General features: G+C 55.8%; 16 protein-coding genes. 7 read left to right on the top strand and 9 right to left on the bottom strand.

Annotated features, from left to right (window positions below):
- Nucleotides 1–1241: 1241 nt before the first annotated feature.
- Nucleotides 1242–1388: a YoaH family protein gene (locus tag ACN0RV_RS19210; protein ID WP_417350149.1), complete on the top strand. Its 147-nt coding sequence runs from the start codon at nucleotides 1242–1244 to the stop codon at nucleotides 1386–1388.
- 102 nt (nucleotides 1389–1490) lie between these two features.
- Here ACN0RV_RS19210 and ushA read toward each other — a convergent pair whose 3' ends face one another.
- From ushA to ACN0RV_RS19190, 4 genes are all read right to left on the bottom strand, one after another.
- Nucleotides 1491–3221, bottom strand: coding sequence for a bifunctional UDP-sugar hydrolase/5'-nucleotidase UshA (ushA, locus tag ACN0RV_RS19205; RefSeq protein ID WP_417350148.1), 1731 nt, complete (start codon nucleotides 3219–3221; stop codon nucleotides 1491–1493).
- A gap of 166 nt (nucleotides 3222–3387) precedes the next feature.
- Nucleotides 3388–6018 (bottom strand): endonuclease, encoded by a 2631-nt coding sequence (locus ACN0RV_RS19200; protein WP_417350147.1) that lies wholly within the window; start codon nucleotides 6016–6018, stop codon nucleotides 3388–3390.
- A 73-nt stretch (nucleotides 6019–6091) separates the two neighbouring features.
- Nucleotides 6092–9316, bottom strand: coding sequence for an ExeM/NucH family extracellular endonuclease (locus ACN0RV_RS19195; RefSeq protein WP_417350146.1), 3225 nt, complete (start codon nucleotides 9314–9316; stop codon nucleotides 6092–6094).
- Between the two features lie 36 nt (nucleotides 9317–9352).
- On the bottom strand, nucleotides 9353–10405 hold the full coding sequence (locus ACN0RV_RS19190; protein ID WP_417350145.1) for a porin: 1053 nt from the start codon (nucleotides 10403–10405) through the stop codon (nucleotides 9353–9355).
- Nucleotides 10406–11107: 702 nt separating this feature from the next.
- On the opposite strand from ACN0RV_RS19190, the gene rbsK reads away from it, so the two are divergent.
- Nucleotides 11108–12031, top strand: a complete 924-nt coding sequence (gene rbsK, locus ACN0RV_RS19185; protein ID WP_417350144.1) for a ribokinase — start codon at nucleotides 11108–11110, stop codon at nucleotides 12029–12031.
- A gap of 56 nt (nucleotides 12032–12087) precedes the next feature.
- Here the strand turns inward: rbsK and ACN0RV_RS19180 are convergent, their stop codons facing one another.
- The 5 genes from ACN0RV_RS19180 to ACN0RV_RS19160 all read right to left on the bottom strand — a co-directional run bounded on the left by ACN0RV_RS19180 (nucleotide 12088) and on the right by ACN0RV_RS19160 (nucleotide 17455).
- Nucleotides 12088–13221: an ABC transporter permease gene (locus tag ACN0RV_RS19180; protein ID WP_417350143.1), complete on the bottom strand. Its 1134-nt coding sequence runs from the start codon at nucleotides 13219–13221 to the stop codon at nucleotides 12088–12090.
- Nucleotides 13218–13952 (bottom strand): ATP-binding cassette domain-containing protein, encoded by a 735-nt coding sequence (locus ACN0RV_RS19175; protein ID WP_417350142.1) that lies wholly within the window; start codon nucleotides 13950–13952, stop codon nucleotides 13218–13220. Before ACN0RV_RS19175 ends, ACN0RV_RS19180 begins: the two co-directional genes overlap by 4 nt.
- Entirely contained in the window at nucleotides 13949–15418 is a 1470-nt protein-coding gene (locus ACN0RV_RS19170; protein WP_417350141.1) for an alpha/beta hydrolase, read from the bottom strand. Before ACN0RV_RS19170 ends, ACN0RV_RS19175 begins: the two co-directional genes overlap by 4 nt.
- Before the next feature lie 296 nt (nucleotides 15419–15714).
- The gene (locus tag ACN0RV_RS19165) at nucleotides 15715–16242 is read right to left on the bottom strand and encodes a response regulator transcription factor (RefSeq protein WP_417350140.1); all 528 of its coding nucleotides are present in this window, start codon (nucleotides 16240–16242) and stop codon (nucleotides 15715–15717) included.
- The gene (locus ACN0RV_RS19160; protein ID WP_417350139.1) at nucleotides 16214–17455 is read right to left on the bottom strand and encodes an ATP-binding protein; all 1242 of its coding nucleotides are present in this window, start codon (nucleotides 17453–17455) and stop codon (nucleotides 16214–16216) included. Before ACN0RV_RS19160 ends, ACN0RV_RS19165 begins: the two co-directional genes overlap by 29 nt.
- Before the next feature lie 183 nt (nucleotides 17456–17638).
- Here ACN0RV_RS19160 and ACN0RV_RS19155 point away from each other — a divergent pair, with 183 nt between their 5' ends.
- From ACN0RV_RS19155 to ACN0RV_RS19135, 5 genes are all read left to right on the top strand, one after another.
- Nucleotides 17639–18145 (top strand): DM13 domain-containing protein, encoded by a 507-nt coding sequence (locus ACN0RV_RS19155; protein WP_417350138.1) that lies wholly within the window; start codon nucleotides 17639–17641, stop codon nucleotides 18143–18145.
- A 210-nt stretch (nucleotides 18146–18355) separates the two neighbouring features.
- Nucleotides 18356–18592, top strand: coding sequence for a hypothetical protein (locus ACN0RV_RS19150; protein ID WP_417350137.1), 237 nt, complete (start codon nucleotides 18356–18358; stop codon nucleotides 18590–18592).
- Between the two features lie 185 nt (nucleotides 18593–18777).
- Nucleotides 18778–19581 (top strand): DUF2189 domain-containing protein, encoded by an 804-nt coding sequence (locus ACN0RV_RS19145; RefSeq protein WP_417350136.1) that lies wholly within the window; start codon nucleotides 18778–18780, stop codon nucleotides 19579–19581.
- Between the two features lie 166 nt (nucleotides 19582–19747).
- Nucleotides 19748–21616: a hypothetical protein gene (locus ACN0RV_RS19140; protein ID WP_417350135.1), complete on the top strand. Its 1869-nt coding sequence runs from the start codon at nucleotides 19748–19750 to the stop codon at nucleotides 21614–21616.
- A gap of 60 nt (nucleotides 21617–21676) precedes the next feature.
- A complete protein-coding gene (locus ACN0RV_RS19135; protein WP_417350134.1) occupies nucleotides 21677–22453 on the top strand; it encodes a helix-turn-helix transcriptional regulator in 777 nt (258 codons plus the stop codon).
- The last annotated feature ends 73 nt before the right edge of the window (nucleotides 22454–22526 follow it).

Genomic DNA, 22526 nt, shown 5'->3' with positions numbered 1-22526 from the left:
GTGGTAGTTCAGTTGGTTAGAATACCGGCCTGTCACGCCGGGGGTCGCGGGTTCGAGTCCCGTCCACTCCGCCAACATTTTCGAAGAAGCCTGAGTTAACGCTCAGGCTTTTTTCGTTTATCCGCTCCCGGAATCTGCTGCGCAGATTGGTCGCGGCACTGGCCGTGCGCGTTGAGTCCCATCACTCCGCCAACTATTTAGATAAAACCCAGCCATGCGCTGGGTTTTGTCGTTTCTGCGGTTTGAAAAAGTGACGAGACCGGAGTGGACTACCCGAGTCGAGCTTAAGGGCGTTGGCAGTCAATCGCTCCTTCGGTGGTGGAACCCGTCCCTGGTGGATCCCCCAGGTCGACATCCCTGTCGACCGCCTTCGGCACTGCGATGCTGCGCATCGGTTACCTCAGGCCCACTCCGCCAACTATTTAAAGAAACCCAGCTTAACGGCTGGGTTTTTTGTTTTTTACCGCTCCCCAAAACTGCTGCGCAGTTTGGTCGCGTGGCTGGGCGCCCCCGTACGAGTCCGTCTACTCCGCCAACATTTTCGAAGAAGCCTGAGCTAACGCTCAGGCTTTTTTCGTTTGTGCTATTTAGAGCTTCCAGGTTGCTCGATAAGGGCTACGAAGCACTCCCCTCACCACACGCACAATCGTCTCCCTGGCGAACGCCAGGGTCCAGCGGCTTTCTTTTGTCGCTTAAATCAAAGACTCTGGATACCGGCGTGCGCCGGCATGACCGTGCTGGGGGGAGCCGCATTAGGTTGGAGTTAGACCTCCTGCGAACCTGCGGCTGCAAATAAAGGCAGGTTGCTATTGGCACCTCACGTGCCAGTAGCTCTGGCAGGAGGACTTAGGAACCTATGCGTCGAGCGAAGCAGGGCTTCGCTAGCCAATCCTTCCTGCAACGAAGCACTCCCCTCACCACACGCACAATCGTCTCCCTGGCGCAGGCCAGGGTCCAGTGGCTTTCTTACTTCAGCCTTTATAAGTTCAGTAAAACCAAAGACTCTGGATACCGATTCTTGCTGGCATGATGGCGTTAGGGGAGGTCGGATTGACTTGAGGTGATGTTGACTTCCGGAGAGGTCTTTTCGCGCCAGGAAATGGCTGTCAGAGCCATTGAGAGAGCAGCAAAGAGTGGCTGGCTATCAGATCTTGCCTTAAGGATCTTAGGGCTGTACCAAGGTGCTGGAGCAGGGGGAGAGCACAGGGTAGAATGCGCGTCTTGTTGTTAGGGAGGTGAGTATGTCCGAACTGTTGGGGTTGACCCACGAAGAGCAGCAGCAGGCGGTAGAGCGAATTCAGGCTTTGACCGCTGATGGCCTGTCCATGGCTGAAGCGATCCAGATTGTGGTGAGAGAGCTGCAGCAGGAGAGAGGCGCGCAGGAGTAGCACTACCGCCCAAGAATAAAAAAGCCCAACTTAGGTTGGGCTTTGTTTTTGGGTCTAACGTGTCAGCTGCGTATGTGGACTAATCCTAACTGATGATAAGGATTAACCACCGCAGCCATAGGGGCTTCTGGAGTTGGTGTACTTAACATCCTTCGCCCTGTTGTAGTCCATCGGGTTCAGGGTCCCCTGCTCCTTGATGAACTGGTAAAGCATGTCGGCATCAACAAAGCCGGTGTTTCGGGCCTGTTTCAACTTAGGATACTTGTTACCACCCGAAGCATTGTAGCTGGGAAGGGTAAACCTGTAGGTGTCAGCCTGGTTGAAGGGCTTGCCGCCAATAGACTTGATATCCACCTCTTTGGCGACACAGTCGACGATCATCTTGATGCCGCTGAAGTGGGGGAAACCGCCGGAGCCTCGTGTCTTGGTGGCCACCTTAGACAGGTACTTCTTCAGTTCAGTACCGTTCATCTCGGTCACAGTCACGCTGTTGGCAAAGGGCTGCACCTTTAGTACATCACGATAGCGGATGGGGCCTTTTTCGATGGTGGTACGAATGCCGCCAGAGTTCATGATGCCAAAGTCTGCAGGCACGGGAAGCTGAGTTTGGGCGTGGGCAATCATGATCCCCAGAGGAGTTGCCTGATAACGCACGACTCTGCGCTTGCCAATGAAGTCCTCCTCAGCGACACCGATCTTCTCCTTCAGCTTTAGCTGGCCTTTGTTCTGGTAAGGACGCAGCAGCTCGAGAGTTTCCGGGTCTCTGGGGGTCAGCATCTGGAACGGATACATGGAGCCGAATTTGGTTTCGGTGTTTACCGGAACCAGCTGGTAGTTTGCCAAGTGAAGTTCACCGCCATAGTACTCGAAATCGGCGCGGCCTACGTATTTGCCCCATTCATAGGCCTGCATGATCCAGGTGCCATTTTTGCGGTCGGGCTTGCACGCTTCATCACGGCCATAGTCTTCAACGTACTCACCGGTATCCCCCTCCATGCATACAGGCAGTTGGGAGTGACCACCAATGATCGCCTGAACCTGGCCGGGTTCAAGGCTCTGAGCCAGAGCGACATCCCCCGGCGCGTTGCTGCCGTGGTCGCCATTTTCATAGTGGCCCATGTGAGTGAGGCCGAACACCAGGTCAGGGTGGTGCTGCGCTTCGAGTTGTCCCAGGATTTTCTTCATCTCTGCCTGGGGAGAGGTGAATTTCAGGTCCTGCACGTACTCAGGGTTGCCAATTTCGGCGGTCTGCTCTGTGGTCAGGCCCACAACAGCCAGTTTCAGGCCCTGGACCTCAAACAGTTTGTAGGGCTCAAAGTAGAGTTGCCACTCACCGTCAACCTGGCGATAGATGTTGGCTGACAACCAGGGGAACTGGGACCAGTCACGCTGTTTGTCTACGACGGTCGTCGGGTTGTCGAACTCATGGTTACCTACAGCCATGGCGTCATAACCGAGATGGTTCATGCCGATAAAGTCCGGCTCAGCATCCTGAAGATCGGACTCTGGGACACCGGTGTTGATGTCGCCACCGGAGAGCAGCAGTACCTGTCCGCCGTAATCGGCGACCTCTTTACGGATCTCGTCGATGACGGTTTTCCGCGCCGCCATGCCATATTCGCCACGTTTGCTGTGCCAGAAACGGCCGTGGTGGTCATTGGTATGGAGCAGGGTGAAACGCTTACAGTCATCGCCGGCGGTTATGCAGGCTGCTGATGCGGTCACCTTGGGAGCCTCTTCCACTTTTTTCTTACCGCAGCCGCCCAAGGTTACCGCAAGGGCAATAGCTGAACCGGTAAGAAGCAGGGTAGAAGGGCAGAGTGAACGATTCATGATAATCCTTCGCTTTGATGTAAAACGTCGCTTTGACCCAATGGCCAGAGCTTCCCTTCAGAAGGGGAGTCGGGTGTCCGGATTAACAGGGAAAGCAACGTTTGTTCAATTAAAAAAAGCAGCACCCAGAGTGTTCTCGGTGCTGCTTTTCATCAGCGTTTACTGATTAGGACTTGCGACGACGCAGCCACATCAGAGGCAGCAGCAGGGTCATCAGGCCGCCGAAACTACCGGCGCCATCGGGCTCTCTCCAGCCAGCTTCTTCGGTGTTCTGAACGTCGATGCTAACAGTGGTCTTGTAGCTTTCATCGTCGTTGCTGGCAGTCAGCTCGAACACCAGAGCCTGGTTGATGTCTACCTGAGGAGAGGTAACGTCAAGTTTCAGGCCGTTGGCAGTGAACTCGGCAGTGGCACCGGACACCTGCTTCCAGCTGTAGGTCAGGCCCTCTGGGGCGTCGGCTACGGTGGCAGTGATGCTGGTGCTGTCACCTTCGGTCAGCTTGGTGTTGCCGTCGAAGGTGATGTCCAGAGTCAGAGGTATGTTGGTCACTGGCAGGTTAACTTCTTCGGAAGTTTCCAGAGTCCCGTCGCTGATGGTCAGAACGAACTTCAGAGTGGTGTCAGCCTTAACCTCAGGTGCGGTCAGAGACAGTACTGCCTCGTTACCAACAACGGTCTTCTCTTCACCGGAAACCTGCTCCCACTTGAAGGTCAGGGTCTTGCCCTCACCGGCAGTGATGGCAGAGGCATCCAGGGTGTAGGCAGAACCTTCGGTCACGCTCTCGGGAGCGGTGATTTCACCTTCTACCACCAGTGCAGGGGTGCCGTCGCCACAGGCCGCGCCGTATACCTCTTTCACCAACTCAGGACGGTCGATGAAGGGGTTACGGTTGCCTTGATACTTGTAGACCTCGTCGTTGCGGTTCTGCTCGTAGGCATCAACTGGATCGGCAGTGTTCCATGCGTACAGAGTGCAAAGTGTACCGATCAGTGGTTGATCGTCCTCGTCTGTAGTGGTCAGGCGATCAACAGCCACAAGGTCAGGCATGCCAGTGGTCCCAGTATCGGTCCCTTGGTAACGGGTATCCATATACATGATCATACGGGCCACATCACCCTTCACCTCATCGCGAGGTTCCCAGCAGTCGATGGTGGTATCCAGGTAGTTGCCTGTGCCCTGACCATTGAAATCGACCTCTGTGCCGGAATCACTGCACTCACCGAAGTCGTTGTTGCTGCGCTTGGTGTTGATACCGGGATCTGCAGGACGCAGGTGGTGGGCGTCGGTGTAACCCCACTGAGACTCGCTTGGGAAGCCATGGCTCTTGGCCCAAACGTGCTCACGGTTCCACTTGCCAGTGCCACTGCCACTGGTCTGGTTGTCGTGCTTGGAGATGGATGCGCCGGTATAGATCTCGATAACGTTCTTATCGTTGCTGGGATCCTGATCTGCGTAGGTCAATGCAGTCCAGACCTGCTTGTAGCTCAGCTGCTTATGATCAGTTGCAATGATGGTGGACAGGGCGTTCTTAAGCTCTTCTGGAGTCTTAAACTCGCCATTCAGCGCGTTGGAGTAGTACTCGTCTGCATTGAAAGTCTTAGGATCGGCAACCGGTGTCAGGGTTTCACAGCCAGTACATGGATCTGTTGGTTCTGGATCTACGGGCTCGGAGCCACAAGCGGTTTCGCCGGCACAGCCCAGGCCATCGGATGTATCCTGATCGAAGACCAGCCACTGGTTGTCGGTGCCGGGGAAATCAGCTTCGGCGACAGTATCGCCCGCAGTTACGCTGGCCTTGCGGCGCAGAGTTTTGTTGGCGGTGGAGAAGTTGGAGTCATTTGCATCAGTCCAGGCGGAACCTGGGTCTTCACCACGTTTCCCGAAGCGATCGATCACCACGTCGTCTTTGGTCAGGACCAGGGCGTCGTCACCGTTGAAGTAGGTTACAGTTGATTCAGTACCTACTTTGAACTCATCGGCTGCGCTGGCATTGTGGAATACAATGCTCTTGCCTGGCTCCAGGATGCCGGTCAGAGTTTCGGTGTTGCCGGGATCGGTGCTGCCGTTGCCAAACAGAGTCAGCTTGTAGACGTTGGCATCCAGGTTGAGGGCGGTGCCACCCACGTTAGAGATCTCAACGGCTTTGTTGCTGCTGCTGCCTTCAACGTACTCGGTGATCAGCAATACACCAGGGGTGGCTTCAGAGCTACATGCACCTTCACCTGGACAGCCAAGGCCATCGGAGGTGTCGGTGTCAAATACTGCCCACTGGTCACCTGGGCTAGGGAAGGTGGCAGTAGCGTCAGTGTCGCCGACAGTCACACTGGCCTTGCGGCGCAGGGTCTTGTTGGCAGAGGAAAACTCGGCATTGTTAGGGTCGGTCCAGGCAGAGCCAGGGTCTTCCCCCAGTTTGCCAAAGCGGTCAATTACCACGTCATCTTTGGTCAGTACCAGAGTGTCATCACCGTTAAAGTAGGTAATGGTGGACTCTGTGCCCTTCTTAAAGTCATCAGTGGCGCTGCCGTTATGGAAAACAATGCTCTCACCCGCAGCCAGAACTCCGGTCAGAGTTTCAGTGGCGCCAGCGTCGGTACCGCCATTGTTATAGCGACGTACCTTGTAGTCCGCGTCATTCAGATTGATGGCGCTGCTGCCTACGTTGGAGATTTCCAGCGCTTTGTTGTTGCTGCTGCCTTCGATGTACTCGGTGATCAGCAGATTCGCGTTTGCGGCTGTGGACAGGGTGCCCAGAACCAAAGCAGTAGCCGCAGCAACTGCGTTCATTTTAATCGTCATAGTCTTATCTCTCTAAATTCCATGACCTGAAGCGCCCGCCCGAGGACAGGCGCTTCATTGTCGAGATCAACTCTTATTTGCGAAGACGGCGGCGCAGAGCGGCCAGGCCGAACAAGGACAGCATGCTGATGAAGCCGGTGCTGCCGCCGGAGCCGTCGCCTTTCTCTTCGACGATGTCGGCAACCAGGGAGTCACGGCTGGTGATGTCAATCTTCAGAGTTTTACTGGAACCGGCGACTACTTTGCCGTCGCGCTCCAGGGCCACGGTGGCGTTGTAGCGAGCGGAGGGAGCACCGAAGACCTCGAAGGTCACCAGAGCCTGACCATCTTCAGTCAGCACCACGTTCGGCTCTACCAGCTGGCGCAGGTCCAGGTTGGCTTCGTCGTCGGCAGGGCTCAGCTTGATGGTGGCTACGTCGCCTTTCAGAGCGTCAGCAGCAACAGGAACCTGATAAGGTACCTTGGCCAGCTTTCTCAGCTTGGGCAGAACCAGGGCGTGACCTGGGTCAGCTTCACCGGGCATGTAGCTCAGAGTGATCAGCGCAGGATCGTGGTCAGAAGAGCGATAGATGTCGTCTTTGTAGAACTTGTGCGCACCGTTACCGTCGATGGTTCCCTTGTACTGGTTCTTGTAGTCGTACAGGTTGGATTCGGCGGCATTGATGTGCCAGTCGGTCGCATCGATCACGCGATCTTCCAGAGTGGGGGAGATCAGGATGTGGTCGAGGGAACCCACTTCATCGTTGAAAGAGAAGCTCCAGGGAGTCTTGTCTTTCTTCTCGAAGTACTTGCCAACAATATCAACATAACCATAGGTCTTGGTGATGGTCGCAGGGGCGCCGCTCTCATTGAACTGAGGCTTGGTACCTACGAAGGTGTGGCTGGCAGTTACCAGAGTCTTGTTGCGTGGGTTTTCAGTCAGAACCAGCAGTGGATCTTCCTTACCGTAGGCGTTCAGGTCGCCCAGGATGATCTTGTCACCGGGAACCTCTTCCATCTCTTCACCCAGGTGTACTGCACCGGCTACACGGAACTCGGAGCAGGAGCCCTGGCGATCCAGATCGGGTGCTTCGCGGTTGTTCCACTCGGTGGCGTCACCGAACTCAACACCTTGCCAGTCTTCAAAGCAGGTAGAGCCCTTGGACTTGAGGTGGTTAACCGCCAGGGTCAGGCGCTTACCGGTCTGGTTAACCACAAAGGTTACGATCAGGGCATCACGGTGATAGTTCTGGCCATTTTCCAGAATCTCATCGTACTGGTCCTTAATCACTTCGCCATTGTCGTTAACGATGGTGGGTGCTTTCTGCTGAGGCATGGGCAGTACGCGGGTACGCTCAATGCTCATCTTGCTGGGGCGGTACATGATACCGGTGGCGATGGCGTCCGCACCGATGGCGTCCAGTTCGTCCAGAATCTGGTTGCCGTTGTGGTCAAAGCCAACGAACACGTAACGGTTCTCAGTGGAGGTTGGGCCGTTGTAGTCGCGGGCACGCTCATCCACATACTCGATGTTGACCTGATTCACCATCTCAGCGATGGCGCTGTTTTCGCCAAAGCCGTTGTTTTCCATCTCCATCAGAGCCAGTACATCGGCATCCAGAGAGCGGATCGCTTCAACCAGTTTGGTGCGTTGATGGATAAACTCATCGTAGGTCTCGGCACCACGGCTCTGACCAAAGTTGTTGTTATCACCACCGAAGGGAGAGTTGAAGAAGTTAAACAGGTTCTGGCTAGCTACGCGGATAGCAAAGTGATCCTTCTCCACCTCTTGACCCAGAGCAGGGCTCTTGGTGCGGGGCAAGTTATGGATGAAGTTGTCGCTGGTCAGTTCATTGGTGACAGTCAGGCTGTAGTCCTGCTCATACTCGCCGGTGGCATTGTCCAGAGCGGTCTTGTACTGGCTGATCACACCTTCCATGCCGATAACGCTGTCATCGATGCGGATGTAGTTGGCGTGAGGATCGCTGTTGAAGCCAGGGTAGTAGGACAACTCGTTGTTGCTGGACTTAGTGGCGCTTTCGATAACCAAGCGATAGTCATCGTTTTCCGCAGCCGCAGCTTTGGACTCAGGGCTGCCGGCAACATGCAGGTGGTTGGGCTGTACGTTAGGGCGGGTGTAGGCCACGACCATGTTGTTACGACCGTGAGGCGATGGCAGGTAGTTGTAGCTGAAGCTGCGTGAAATACGCATGTCCTGGTAACCGTCAGTGTTGGGGTCCAGGTCTTCGGTCAGCTTAACCAGCATACCTTCGTAACGCTCCAGGGTCTTATCAAAGGAGCCGTTGTCCTCAGGCAGAACCACGATGTCGGTGACGCTGGTTGGGGTGACGTTAGTATCAGTCACGTTCCAGCTGAAAGAGGTATCCGCAGTCAGCTGAGTCTGGCCGTCAAACTCAGTGACTTCACTGCCCATACAGATGGTCTGGCCAACCTGCAGGTCTTTCGCTGCGCCGCTCTTAACGAAGATACCGTCCGAAGTCATGGGATCGTTATCGTTGTTGGAGGAGAGGTCACGCAGGTAGAAGCCGGTTTCAGGTATAGAGACCTTGGCGGTGATTACACCCTCTACGGCAACCTTTTCGCCAGCATAGGGAGAAACAAAACCTGTGCCCTGGATGGCGCCAATGGAGGTCAGCTCACTCTTGTCGGAAGGACAGGTGAAGATGTCCATGATGTCTTCGGCATCAGCGGCAGGCAGGTTGGGCTGGCCCAGAGTGTCGGTCCGCATGGGCATGATGTTCTGCCACAGGGAGGCGTCATAGGTCGCCGCTTGGGCAGGGGCACTGCCATCGGCGGCCAGCTTGCGTCGCAGAGTGGTGTTGGGCGCCCACTTGCTGTTGTCATCTTTCAGACCAACACGATCGATAACGTCATCGCCATTTTTCAGGAAGAAGCCATCATCGCTGTTCAGGTACAGGTTGTTGTATTTGTGGCTGCTGTCGTAGGTGGAGACCACTACGGTGGCGCCGTTGGTAGCAATTGCGTTTTGGAAGTCGTCAGTAGAACGGCTGTTAACAATTACCAGAGAGGCGCCCGGGGCCAGAGTCTGGCCAGTCAACAGCGGCTTGGCGTCGGCGTTCAGCAGCTCGTTGTCATACTTACCGCTGGAGCGCTGGTAGGCCGCTACGTCATCGGTAAAGGTAAAGGAATCGGTGGCGTGGGTGTTGGTGATCTCAACAGCGCCCACACTGCCATCGGCACTTTGGGTCATTTCGGTGATCAGCAGGTCTTCGACACCGGCGTGTGCAGCCATGCTGATGGTGCTGGCAATGGCCAGCGAGAGGATACTTTTCTTCATAGCAAACTCTATAAAAATATTGGATTCGAACTAGGACTAGAAGTACATGCGCGCGTAGGCGTAGCCAGCTTCAGGTGCTTCGCCAAAACGGCCTTCCAGAGACAGCACAATGTCTTTGGCGGGGCGGTAGTTGAAGCCGATGCTGCCCCAGCGACGGTCTTTGCCGTACTCGGGTGGCTGATCGCTGTAGTCGAAGTTCGGGCCAATCAGATCCCAGCCTTCGTACTCCTCGTGGTTTGCAGAGGCGATAACTTCCCATCTGTCACTGAGGTCGTATTTGGAGGTCAGGGTCAGGCCGTAGTTGCGGAAGGTTTCATAACCCAGGTAGACGTCACCGCTCTTGCGGGTCGCCAGGTCTTCATCTTCCAGGAAGCCGTTGAAGCCCAGTGCCAGCTTGGGCATGACCTGCAGGCGTACGCCCAGGCCAACCTGCTGCTGCTCACCGTACTTGGAGATGCCGTCGGAGCCGCCACGGGCTTCCAGGCCTACTACTACGGAGAGGAAGTCGGACATCCAGCCGAAGTAGCCGTTAACGATGTCACCCTGGAGGGCGCCGCTCTTGTGCTCGCCTTCGTAGGTGTAGGAAGCGCCGAAGATCAGGTGATCAAACTCAGCCTGGTACTTAACGGTGTTTTCCTGGTCGCCTGCTTCGCCGGTTTCAACGGATTTGTTGAAGGTGAAGTCACCGAAATGGTCGTAGTCGTCGAATGCGGTATCGGTCAGGCCGACTTCGATCCATTGCTGGTCGGTGAAGGCGTAGCCGATGTACATCTTGTCGATGGCCAATTCAAACTCGCCGTCGCCACCCAGCCAGTTGCGGCGCTGGTAGTCGAGTTCAAGGCGGTAGGTAAATTGCTTACGCTGACCGGTTACGCCCATGGTGGCGAAACTGTCATCGACGTAGCCTTTGGTGTCGTAAAATTCGTCGTGGTTATAGTCTGGATTGGTGTCAATGTGACCCCCAACGCCTACCTCGCCGTAGAAGCGCAGGTAGTCCCCATCGCCATTTTGATCCAAGGTTACAGCGTTAACTGCACCTGCGCCGAAAAGGGCGGCCAAGGCGATTGCAACGGTTGATTTCTTTAACATTGCGTTTACTTCCGATCAGTAATTCCTCAACCCAATTAAGGGCTGAACTCAGGGTTAAATATGTTTTTCAGTAGAGCTTGAGTTACATGATGTTCAAGTGGGAGGGGGAGAATTGGACAGCGAAATCGCTTTCATCTTTGGAATGTAATTCATCAGTTAGACCCGTTTTTTATTTTAAATTGCGCCCCAACTTTAACGTATTCCTGTGCGGATTTTGTTGCTAAATTACGCCAAAAGTGATCTTGATCACACTGGCGAAATATCTATTCACAATCCGTCTCAATAAATGCGGAATTATGCACAAATAATCATGCTTTAGCGAAAAAAATTAGCTTCATCCTGACCGAAGATCTGTCCTTTTACGTTTAGAAAATGCCCATATTTATTAGGGGTTAACGATATTAGCTTAGATTCAAAAAGTGAATTACAGTACCGGAGTTTCAGATACGAATATCCCTCGTATCTAATGTTGGAATTGTGCATTTAATAACCAGCCATTCGCGGGTTAATGCTGTCAATTCACAGATGAATGTTTCGTTTTTCTAATTTGTCTCGATTTTTGTTCTGATGAACAGGGTGAAGAAATGGCAGCGAAGAAGAAGAATGTTTTGTCACTTTATGGTTGCACTGAGCTGATCTACCATTAGTGGCATCAATTACCGGCCTGCATATTGTCGGACAACCTTAATTCAGGAGCAGTAGATGGCTAAGCTCACCGTTCTAGGTAGCATTAATGTGGATCACCTGTTACAGGTCACCGAGTTCCCACGCCCTGGTCAGACCTTGGAGGCAAACAACTATCAGACCGTGCCGGGCGGTAAGGGGGCCAATCAGGCAGTAGCTGCTGCTCGTTTGGGTGCCCAAGTCGCCATGGTGGGCTGCATCGGCGAAGACGCAATCGGCGAGCAGATGAAGCTGGGATTCGCCCAAGATGGCATCGACACCGGTGCCATAGACAGGATCTCTGGTGAAGCCACCGGCATGGCAATGATCTATGTGAATGCCCAGGGTGAGAACAACATCGGAATCTGGCCGGGTGCCAACGGAGCCCTGTCCGTGGAGCAGGTTAGGGCTCATCAGGGGGTGATTGAGGAAGCCGAATTGTTGCTGATTCAGTTGGAAACGCCGGTGGAAAGCCTGGTGGAAGCCGCGCGTCTTGCCAAGGCCGCGGGCACGAAAGTGGTGCTGAACCCAGCGCCTGCCAAGGCGTTGCCGGACGCTCTGTTGACCTGTGTTGACATCATCACACCCAATGAAACGGAAGCGCAGCAGCTCACCGGCATTGCCGTGGACAATGATGAGTCTGCGGCCATGGCGGCCCAGTGTCTGCACGATAAGTTTGGTATCGAGATGGTGATCATCACCTTGGGTAAACGGGGTGTATGGCTCAGCCACCGGGGACGCCAGCAACTGGTCTGTGGATTTAAAGTCGATGCAGTGGATACCACGGCGGCCGGGGATACCTTCAATGGTGGTTTTGTGACCGCGCTACTGGAGGGGCAGTCTGTGGACGATGCCCTGAGGTTTGGTCAGGCGGCGGCAGCCCTGTCGGTAACCCGTCTGGGTGCGCAAAGCTCCATTCCCAGCAGAGAGGAGACTCTGGCGCTGATGCAGCGGCAAGGTTGATTCGATCTGAAACGAAAGAGGGACGCCACGGCGTCCCTCTTTGCTTTGCCTTATCTCTACAGAGCGAAGACCACCTTTTCGCTCTTCAGTGCCCTGGCATTGGCCCAGATCAGTAACAGGGTCAATGCCAGAGTGCTCAGGGTACTGATGGCCAGTTCCGCGGCCGGCACTGCCTGGCCTTTGATCATTTCGGTGATTGCCAGTTGCTGCCCTGAGATGGGCAGCCACTTCAGAACCTCCCCAAACAGCTCAAACGTGGGCAGCATGATCAGTGCCATGGGAATGAACAGCAGCAGGGTCAGATAGGACTGGGCTTCCTTAAACGATTTGGCGAAGAAGGAGAAGAACAGCTGCGCGGTGGCGGCAAACAGGGCGATGGGCAGGCAGATGAGGATGATCAGTCCCGCGATGGCGGGAGTGAACTTCAGGCTGAAGCCCAGCTCATGCCAGGGAACCTGGGCAAAGACCAGCACCGACACCACCATGGTCAACAGCAACCCGAACAGGGCAAAACTGGTGACGGCCAGACCCTTGGCCAGAACAATCTCCAGAGTAGAGACGGGCTGGCACAGTAGGAGGGCCAGAGAGTTGCGTTCCCTCTCTCCGGCGCTGGTGTCGATGGCCACATTCATGCCTGAGATAAACAGCGACAGCAGAATGGAGAGCAAGACGGCGCCCATTATGAGGCTGGCCTTGGACTCGTTGGTTGCCTGGTCATGAAACACCAGCTCCAAAGGTTCAATGACCTTGGGATTGATGCCTCGGGCCACCAGCCTCAGGGCCGCCATTTCATCGGAATAGGCATGAATCACTCGCTTGACCTGTCCCAGTGGTTGGGCGAGCTCCTTGCGGGAACCATCGGCGGTAAGGATCACTTCGGCAGGCTCGCCGCGGTTCATCTGCGACCCATACTCTGGTGGAATGGTTAGAGTGATGGCCAGAGGGTCCTGGTTGTCATCCACTATGCCTACGGCCCCCAGAAAGCGCACCAGGTCCGGGGCATGCTCGGCGCCTTCAATGCTGATGGCAATATCCTGTTTCTCGGAGATGTCGCTGATGGTGATCATAAAGATCCCGGCAAACACCAGAGGGGTGGTCAGCGCGTAGGACATGGCCGCCATCACCGAGCGGCGATCGCGAATGCCGTCCTTGAGCTCTTTGATGAGGATGGTGAGAATACGTGAGATCATGCTGCTATCCCCTCATCTGTGCCTATCAATTGGATAAAGGCCTCCTCCAGAGAGCTCTCTCCGGTCAACTGACACAACGCCTCAGGGCTGCCCTGGGCCACCAGTTTGCCTTTGGCGATGACTATCACCTGGTCGCAGAGTGCGGCGACCTCCTGCATGACATGGCTGGAGAATAGCACGCAGTGGCCCTGATCCCTCAGGTCGCTGAGGGTCTGGCGCAGGATTCGGGTGCTCATTACATCCAGGCCTCGGGAGGGCTCGTCCAGAATGATGTTGTTTGGCTTGTGGACTATGGCCTGGGCCAGGGCGGTTTTCATCCTTTGTCCCTGGGAGAAGCCTTTGCAGCGTCGGTCGGCGATCTCCTGCATGTGCATCTTGACCAGCACCTCCTCGGTAGCCCGGGCGGCTTCGTTTTTGGACATGCCGTTCATGGTGGCAAAGTAGTGGATGTACTCCCGGGGAGTCAGGCGCTCATAGAGACCAAAGGGGTCGGGGAACAGGCCCAATTGACGCTTGGCCTCCAGTAAATGAGTTTGGACATCCAGTCCATTGACCAGTGCCCGGCCTTCGTCTGCCTTAAGCAAGCCAAACAGGGTGCGCAGCGCCGTGGTCTTGCCTGCGCCATTGGGGCCCAGCAGGCCGGTGATCTGGCCATCTTCAGCTTTGAAGCTGAGCCCGTTCAGGGCCTGAACATCACCGATGCGCTTTTTCAAATATTGTACTTCAATCATTTCAACCTCGTCACCGGCTCTACACCGTTGGCATTGAGATAAAAGGCCCTGCGGGTGTCCATCTGCAGACAGTCGGTCTCCAGGCTCTCTATCGAGCCAGAGTCGATGAAGGCCCGGATGATTCTCGGGGCGCAGCTTTGGAATGCTACGCCATGGGTGGCGTAAGGCGCGATAAGGTGCAGGCTGTTGCTCAGGCCTGCCTGTGCCTTGATGCCCCAGGAGGGTGGGGTGGCCGGGTCTTTTTCTCCTGAGAGCAGCAGCGTGGGGATCTCACTGGTTAAGGGCTCCCCAAACTCTGCAGTCGCCGCTGGCACCTGCCACAGCGTGCAGGCGGTGGAGAATAGGTTGACCATGTTTTTCCCGGTCAGCGAGGCGTTGGAAAGACGCCGGGCTTCCTTGGCGGTAAGCCTGGGCTGATCTTCGGCGCAGATCACCGACAGGTGCATGCCCAGAGCGATGCCAAATCCATCCTCCTCCGAGGTCACCTGCATTCCCAGCAGTGGCTGGAAGTTGCCTCGCCACGCCTGGTCAATGGTAAAGGGGACCAGGGCTCGGCTGGAGGGAGAGTAGAGGGCCATGCGAACGGCACTCTGCAGTTTGGTTGGGGTCACCAGGAAGGTGGCGGGCGCAGCGCTGAGCGGATCGGTGACCTGCAGTTCAACAGGCTTTGCGGCCAGTCTGCTCAGGACGGTGCCCAACTTCTGCTCGATGTCACCAAACTGCTGATGGCAGTGCGGGTCCTGGCGGCACTCCTCGAACAGTTGCATGCTTGCCCTGGCCACCGCATCGCTGATGGTGACCACGGGTTGGTCCATGGGCACCACCCCGTCCAGGGTGACGGTCTGAACCGCCTGGGGGTGGTGGCGCATGTAGAGCTGGGCCATGCGGGTACCGTAGGAGATGCCATAGAGGTGCCAGCGGTCTATGCCCAGGTGCTGGCGTATCGCCTCAAAATCCTTGAGGGCGTTCAGGCTGTCATAGTGGCGTACATCGGCGTCCATGGTGCTCAGGCACTGGCTGAGCAACTGCTCATAGTTCAGGGTTTCGTCGTTGGTGGGCAGGGGACTGCCAAACAGCTGTGCGTCGCAGTTGAGCAGGTTGGAACGTCCGGTGCCCCTTTGATCAATCAGAATCAGGTCGCGTTTCTGACGAATTCGACTGAACACCTTCTCGAACAGGGCGGCGTCATTGAGGGCTGATTGGCCTGGGCCCCCGGTAATGGCTAATAGAGGCGCCATCCCAGGGACCTGCTTTATGGCAGGAATGCGGGCAAAGTGCACCTCAATCTGATGCCCCTTGGGCTGGGTGTAGTCTTCGGGCAGGGACAGGCTGCCACACTCAATCTGTTCATTCAGTCCGTCCAGGTAGCATGAGCTCATGACCGCTGGCTGGGCCTGAACCACTCCGGCAATGAGCGGGGCCGCCACCAGCAACAGAGCTCGGCAACGGGCTAGGGAGAAGATCATCGAAGGTTCCTTGAAAGTCTGCGGTCCAATCACGGGTGGATGTTGGGGAAAAGTTAAAATAATGAGCCTGGTTGGCTAAGTCAAACCTCCTAGAAGTACATAATGTAATGATCTGTTTTTGCTAATCATTATGCATGTAGCCTCTGGTCGAATGCGGGAGGTGCGGCAGATTGTCGCACTTGGTCACTCTTGGCTTGAAGGGCCGGATGCCGGGGGTAACAATGGTCGCAGGTGGTGGCGCCTCAGGTAGGACACCACCCTCCTGCAACAAGGATATTCTCTGTGTTGGCCGGCCATCAGCGATGGGCCGGCTTTTTTTGTAGCTTGCGCTGCAAGGTCCGGCGGTGCATCCCCAGAGCTCGGGCGGTGGCGGAGACATTGCCGTCGTGTGCATTGAGGGCTTGCTGGATATGCTCCCACTCCAGACGCTCTGGTGACATCACCTCCTCAGTGTCCAGTTCGGATTCCAAAGGGCTCTCTTCGCTGAGGGCCTTGAGCAGGGTGTGGGTGTCGGCTGGCTTGGCCAGGTAGTGGTCCGCCCCCAGCTTTATTGCCTCTACCGCGGTAGCGATGCTGGCAAAGCCGGTGAGCAGCACGATTCTGGCGTCTGGCAATGTCTGCCTCAGGGGGTTCAGCAGTTCCAGGCCACTCTCTGTTGCCAGTTTCATGTCCAGCAACAGGTGGGTGGGGTGCCATTGTCTGGCCAGGAGCAGGGCGTCGGTGGCGTTGTGTGCCATCTGGGTATCAAACCCCTGCTTGGCCATTCGCCTGGAGAGGGTGGCCGCAAAGGCCTGATCATCTTCCACTATCAGCAAACGCTTCATTCTCTTGCTCCAGATTCAGGGTGACCCTGGCCAGGGCGCCTCCCTCGGGGTGATTAGACAGGGTCAGGTGACCGCCGAGACGCTCGAAGGTGGCGTTGGAGAGCATCAGTGCCATGCCCAGGCCGGATTCACTCTTTTGCAACCCATCTCCGAGGTGGGCCAGGTTGTGCTCCTCGATGCCGGGACCAAAGTCTCTCAGCGAGAGGCTCAGGGTTTCACCCATCACCAGGCAACTGAGCTCGAGGCGGTTTTCCCCCTTGGCTTCATTGGCCTGCACCGCATTTTGAATCAGGTTGAGCAGCGCAGGAAGCAACATGGCATCACAGACGATGGCTCCTGGGTGCTCGGCCTGACGGTAGTCCAGAGTCTGCTCGGGGAAATGGAGCAATACCGCATCGGTCAACTCCGACAGCAGTTCGTTGACCGTCATCCTCTCGGAGCGTCCCTCCCGAATGGCTTGTGCCAGGGTTCGAAAGTACTCCAGGTGTCGGGTGGTTTGCGCCAGAGGTTGAGCCATCTCCTCAATGACCGGATCCCTGGGGTAGCTCTCCTTGAGCTCGTCAAACAACAGTTGCAGGTGACCCAGAGGGGTGGCCAACTGATGAGTCACCTGAGCGGAGGCACTGCCCAGAGCCAGAAGCTGCTCCTGTCTCAGCTGCTCTTCGCGCTGCTGAGCCATCATTCTCTCCCTGTCGGCGATCATCTTGGCCATGGCTCCGACTACCAGGGCAATCACCAGGGCTGAGATGAAGAAGTTGGCCCCCATGAAAATGAAGTGCTGCTTCATGTCCATCATGTGCATGGCGTGTTCAGGCATGGTCAGCAGCAGATAGCTGTAGGCTGCCAAGGCCAGCAGGGTGACCACGCCCAGCAGTTGCACACTCAGGCTGACTCCGGCAAACACGATGGGCAGCAGCAGCAGAGAGACGAAGGCATTGGTTGCCCCTCCAGTGCTGTTGAGTATCAGGGTCAGAAACAGCAGGTCGCTGAGCACCTGTCCCAGCATGGCGGGGGTACTGATCACCGTTTTATCGCGATAACGGATCAAGCTGAAGATGTGAAACACAATCATCAGGGTGATGATGGGGATCAGGGCGGGATAACCAATGTCGGGATCGGTGAAGAACTCTGCGGCAGGCAGGAGGATGGCCAGGGCCGCGAGGGCAAAGGTACGGAACACCAGCAGACGCTGAATGGCTGAGGCGCGTCTCATGTCCCACCAATGAAACTGAGGTTGATGCATAAGCTACTGGTTACTATCGCAAACTTCTTGATATCGACACGCTATCATGGTCCAGGGGCAACGCCAATGCACAACTGGAATTCCTGCAGAGATCCCCCGGCAATAATGCAATGAAAGTGGAAGGGGGTTCTTCCGGTCTTTCTCACCACACCCATGAGCCATGACAAGGACGCCACCATGCCGATACGCGCCATTACGTTGACTGTCAGCCACTTGGTGGCCTTGGTCGTAGGTATTGCTTTGGGCATCTATCTATTGCCAATTTTGAGCCAGCCTGCACCGGCTCCCGAGAGCACTCTGGAGGGGCTTCGCACTCAGGCTGAGTATCAAGGGGAGTTTCGCCGGGATCTGGAAGACAGCGATCTGCTTCATTGGGGCGAGGGTACTCTTTACCTGTCCGACAGGGGGATCACCTTAGAAGGGGAGCTGGCTCCCGGGCCAGCCTATCGCCTCTATCTGTCGCCCAGCTTCATCGAAACCGAAGAGGCTTTCCTAGAAAACCGTCACACCATGGTGGATGTGGGGGGGATCTCGGTGTTTCGCAACTTCATGTTAACCCTGCCTGAGGGGGTGGCGCTCGATCAGTACACTACTGCCATCGTCTGGTGTGAGTCTTTTGACCAATTTATCTCCGCCGCGCAATATCGCCCGGGCTCATAGCGCTCGGGTGACGCGCCTCATGCCAACAGGATGAGCTGTGAGCAGCCTCACAAACAGAGGTTGCTGCTTTTTTGCGGCGGGCAGACCCATTGAATCCCCTCATCTGGTACAATGCGAACATGCCTGAAATGATAAACTTTTCTTTATAATCATGATGTTGCCTCGTTGTAAAGGGCGTGGGGCATTCATGTTTTTGATAGGAAAAAGAAGATGAGTCTGGTCTCCACTCTCACTGCCAACGACCTGTTCGGTTTTGCACTGGTGATGCTGGTGCTGACCTATTTGCTGGCCAGAAAAAAAGTGTCATCGCCGGCGGCATGTTCCGTGCTGGGGTTCTTCTGTGCCTTTATTCCACCATTGGCCATAGTGTTTCTTGTTTTCCTCACCCTGAAAACCGAATTGCCGGAGTACCGTTCGGACCGCCCCGATCAGCGTCGGGAGGGGTAAAGGCAAAGCGCAACTGTTTGAGTATGACACCCTCCAAATCCTGAGATCTGCGTATAACCCTCTCTGTAGCGACTATGCTGACAATAGGGAGTACCCGACGCACGGCTCTGCTCTGTAGTTGAGCACAACCGAAATCGGTGTACTTACGTTAGGACGATCGGGCCGTAAGGCCCACAGGAGACGTTATGCCTCAGACAGTTCCCGTCCCTAAGCAGGGACAGAAATCCCCCACCCGCACCCCCGCTTTTGCCCGGGTGATTCCCCACGCTACCCTCAACTACCGTGATCCCTTCCACTGGATGCATCTGGGTGTGCGTGACTTTATTGCTGCTCCCATGGTCAGTCTGTTTTATGGCTTCTGTTTTACCATTGCCTCCATCGCGATCTGGGCTGCGGTGTTCATCCATGGCACTCACCTGGTGATTCTGCCTGCGTTGGTGGTCTTTATGCTGATTGGACCCTTCCTGGCAACCGGGCTGTACGACGTCAGTTGGCAGCTGGAGCGGGGTAAAAAGCCCAACCTGTTTCACTCGGTACGTGCCATTCGGCGCAACGGGGTGTCTGAGTGGGGCTTTGCCATATTGCTGGCGGTGATGATGATCTTCTGGATGAGGGTTGCCGCGATGATCCATGCGCTCTATCCCATCAATCAGAATGCGCACTTCGAGCAGTTCCTGCCCTTCCTGAGCTTGGGAACACTGTTTGGTATGCTGTTTACCGTCAGCGTATTCGCCATTTCCGCCTTCTCCATTCCGGTGATGATGGAGCGCCGGGTGGACATCATGACCGCCATCAGCACCAGCATCAGTGCGGTGTACCACAATGCCGGCGTCATGGTGGTGTGGGCGCTGATCATCTCCGCCTGTGTTGTCGTGGGCTTTGCCACAGCCGGTATCGGCATGCTGGTGATCATGCCGGTCCTGGGTTACGCCACCTGGCATGGCTACATTCGTACCATCAAGACCAAGCGGCCCCGCCGCTTCGAATAGTCATCATAAGCCCCCGCCATCGTGCGGGGGGTTTTTATTACCCCTCTATTTCGACCTGCCTGCGGGCGTGAATCACAGGTTGTTTTCCTCCTGTGATTTTTCCTAGTGAACAACCCCACTTCGGATTTCTATTCTTGCCCTGCATATTCAATGCAAGGATAGGATGATGATGAAAAAACAAATTCTAATGGTGTCTGCGGTAGCGCTCAGCCTGGTACTGGCTGGCTGTGGCAGCGACAGTGATGATGTGACCAAACCGAAACCACCGGCGCCGCCCACCGCGCCCGAGGTGATTAAGCCCGATTATGTCTTTGGTGGCCCGACCGAGCAGCTCGATGGCACCATCCAGATCGCCATCGTAAAGTCGCTGGTGCCTGTAGAGGGCGCGGTGAAAACCGAACCTGCGCACTCACCGGGGAAGGTTTCCGGCCCTCAAGCGACCAAGGTCATCCCCGATGATCGGCTGATTCATACCAAGATGGAGGAGCAGGCCGCGGATATGGGGGTGAAGATCGAGTATCTGTTGCCGCCTACTGCCATCAATATGTCAGGAATCAAGATTGATACCCTGCGACCCGACCTGTTCCCCGAGGGGCGTGGCTCGGTGCTGGATCTGCTGATGTGGGTCGGTGACAAGTACGGCTTAGATATCCAGGTTGAGAAGGATGAGGCGCTGAACACCTACTTCGTCACCTCCATTGGCGGCATAGAAGGCGCACCTGAGAAAGTTGATCAGTCCCGTCTCGGCGCCACCGAAGGCCAGGGCTGGAAATATCTGGTGGGACCCAGCACCTGGGAAGCCAAGGTGGGCGACGGCGACTTCAATGGGGATCACCTCTACTACAAAGAGGAGGAGATGTACTTCCGCATCGACCATATGGCTCTGAAGAACCAGATGAGCATCGTGCTGATGCCGGCACAGCCGGGTGAGATGGCGCTGCGCAAGCGCAAATATCAGAAGGAGATGGACCGGCTGGCGGCCAATGGCGGCAAGGTGATCGTCCCAGAGATCGTCATCGACTTTAAGCCTCCCTACTACGATATGAACGGCGAGCTGGTGCAGCCGGGGCAGCGGGCGGTGTTCAAGGACATCGAGGTGAAGCCGCATAACCTGCGCCTGGACCTCTATCAGCCTGGCGTGCTGACCGAGCTGGATGCCTGGCTCTCCCTGGTGGAGCAGCGTCCCGACCTTAAGATCAACTGGAGCTACTGGCCGCGGCTGAGCACTAACGCCAATGTGCAGGGCTATGTGGCCACGGCCATCAGCTTCAACGGCAAGGATGATCTGGGTAACATCATCAACCAGACCTACAAGAACAACGGCGAATGCGGCTTCGTTCATCACACCGGTGAGTGGGAGAACTACGCCGACGGCGGTCGTCAAAACGGTTTGTATGAGTATGTGATGTGTGCCGGCCGAATGGATATGCCTGGAGACTGGAACCGTGGTGCCTGCCTGGGCAAGGTGCCGGGCATCAAGGGCTTCCGTCCAAACAACTACGGAGCTGGGGAGCTGTATGAGAACGATGGCCCCACAGGTTACATGAAGTTTGGGCTGCCCTTTGGCGCCAACGATCCGCACCTGACCGGTGACAACATGATCATCTACGGTCCTGAGTACATCAACTACCTGGGTGTGGCCTTCGGTGCCTTGAACACCAACAACGGCGTGCCCTCAGGCTGTGATGTGGACTCTCCCGAGATCGACATAGCCAACCTCAAGGACATCGCCCAGGCGCGTGCCCCTCTGGATGAGAGTCACTTTGGCTGGAAACTGCCGGATTGTACTACCTGCCACAACCCCTCCAACAGCCATGTGGTGGAAGCAATGGCGCCCTATGAGTGTGCCGAGTGTCATGGCAACAACGGTGCGCCCACCAACCACGGCGAGCGCTATACCTGTGGCTTCTGTCACTCCCAAACCCTGACCAAACACGGTAATGTGTACGCCAACAAGACCGACTACTACAGCAAGGACTCTAAGTTCAAGGAGCCGGAGAGCTGTCTGACCTGCCACGTGGATGCGCAGAAGTGATCTAATCAGGCATGACAACAGATGGGGGAGCCCTGGCTCCCCCTGCATGGGGAGGAGATGATGGCCGCACCCTTAACCGGGCTGGTAAACCAGCAACTGATAGATGATTTTTCCAATCGTCTGGCGGAGTTTGGATTGGGCAGGTTCTACTACACCCTATTGCCCAACCTGTTTCAGAAAGAGAAGTCCTTGATGGACTGTGACCGCTCCCTGGACTGGAAGCGGTTTTTTAATTTGAAGCGGATGAGATACGCCGTAGCTTCCGATGAGGATATCCTCCGTTATCGGGAGGAGTACCTGCAGCGTTTTGCCCACACCGACAGTAACTTTCGCCAAAGCGGGATCAAACCTAACAAGGAGTTGCTGCCCTGTGTCTGGCATGATGACGGAATCCCGTCCAGGCGTAAGGCCAGCTTTCGTCAATTAAAGCAGCGCCATGGCTTTGAAACCCGGCTGGTGTTCTTTCATGTGATGCCGGGTCGGGAGGATATAGTGGGGCTGTGCATGCTGTTCTCCGACAAGGCCATTGAGGAGGTGGAAGCGATGTTGGCATTGAAGCGGCGGGAGCTGGCGGAGCTGATAAGCGCCTACTCTGAGACCTTCAATGCCCTGACGTTTCGCAGCATCAACCCCCTGGCCAACTTTGGGGTACTGTCGCCCACCTGCATCCAGATCCTGGCCCAGGTTGCGGAAGGGTTTTCCAGCGAGGAGATTGGCCAGCAGCTGTTTATGACAGAGCGTGGGGTCAACTATCACCTGGACAGGGCCAGACAGATTCTGGCGGCGCGCAATCGCACCAATCTGGTCAGCAAGGCGTACCAGCAAGGGGTGCTATAAAAAAGGTTCTTCGCACATTAGCGGGAACTAGATACGAAAACGGCTGGAAAGGTTATTGTGTAGTCGCCAAACA

Origin of the sequence: Ferrimonas sp. (assembly GCF_048263965.1) — a bacterium.
Taxonomy (GTDB): Bacteria; Pseudomonadota; Gammaproteobacteria; order Enterobacterales; family Shewanellaceae; genus Ferrimonas.
This window is presented reverse-complemented; position numbering and strand designations above follow the sequence as displayed.

What these genes read in the sequence shown, in the direction of transcription:
- ACN0RV_RS19210 (WP_417350149.1), top strand. Translation starts at nt 1,242, where the DNA reads ATGTCCGAACTGTTGGGGTTGACCCACGAAGAGCAGCAGCAGGCGGTA.
- ushA (WP_417350148.1), bottom strand. Translation starts at nt 3,221, where the DNA reads ATGAATCGTTCACTCTGCCCTTCTACCCTGCTTCTTACCGGTTCAGCT.
- ACN0RV_RS19200 (WP_417350147.1), bottom strand. Translation starts at nt 6,018, where the DNA reads ATGACGATTAAAATGAACGCAGTTGCTGCGGCTACTGCTTTGGTTCTG.
- ACN0RV_RS19195 (WP_417350146.1), bottom strand. Translation starts at nt 9,316, where the DNA reads ATGAAGAAAAGTATCCTCTCGCTGGCCATTGCCAGCACCATCAGCATG.
- ACN0RV_RS19190 (WP_417350145.1), bottom strand. Translation starts at nt 10,405, where the DNA reads ATGTTAAAGAAATCAACCGTTGCAATCGCCTTGGCCGCCCTTTTCGGC.
- rbsK (WP_417350144.1), top strand. Translation starts at nt 11,108, where the DNA reads ATGGCTAAGCTCACCGTTCTAGGTAGCATTAATGTGGATCACCTGTTA.
- ACN0RV_RS19180 (WP_417350143.1), bottom strand. Translation starts at nt 13,221, where the DNA reads ATGATCTCACGTATTCTCACCATCCTCATCAAAGAGCTCAAGGACGGC.
- ACN0RV_RS19175 (WP_417350142.1), bottom strand. Translation starts at nt 13,952, where the DNA reads ATGATTGAAGTACAATATTTGAAAAAGCGCATCGGTGATGTTCAGGCC.
- ACN0RV_RS19170 (WP_417350141.1), bottom strand. Translation starts at nt 15,418, where the DNA reads ATGATCTTCTCCCTAGCCCGTTGCCGAGCTCTGTTGCTGGTGGCGGCC.
- ACN0RV_RS19165 (WP_417350140.1), bottom strand. Translation starts at nt 16,242, where the DNA reads ATGAAGCGTTTGCTGATAGTGGAAGATGATCAGGCCTTTGCGGCCACC.
- ACN0RV_RS19160 (WP_417350139.1), bottom strand. Translation starts at nt 17,455, where the DNA reads ATGAGACGCGCCTCAGCCATTCAGCGTCTGCTGGTGTTCCGTACCTTT.
- ACN0RV_RS19155 (WP_417350138.1), top strand. Translation starts at nt 17,639, where the DNA reads ATGAGCCATGACAAGGACGCCACCATGCCGATACGCGCCATTACGTTG.
- ACN0RV_RS19150 (WP_417350137.1), top strand. Translation starts at nt 18,356, where the DNA reads ATGAGTCTGGTCTCCACTCTCACTGCCAACGACCTGTTCGGTTTTGCA.
- ACN0RV_RS19145 (WP_417350136.1), top strand. Translation starts at nt 18,778, where the DNA reads ATGCCTCAGACAGTTCCCGTCCCTAAGCAGGGACAGAAATCCCCCACC.
- ACN0RV_RS19140 (WP_417350135.1), top strand. Translation starts at nt 19,748, where the DNA reads ATGATGAAAAAACAAATTCTAATGGTGTCTGCGGTAGCGCTCAGCCTG.
- ACN0RV_RS19135 (WP_417350134.1), top strand. Translation starts at nt 21,677, where the DNA reads ATGGCCGCACCCTTAACCGGGCTGGTAAACCAGCAACTGATAGATGAT.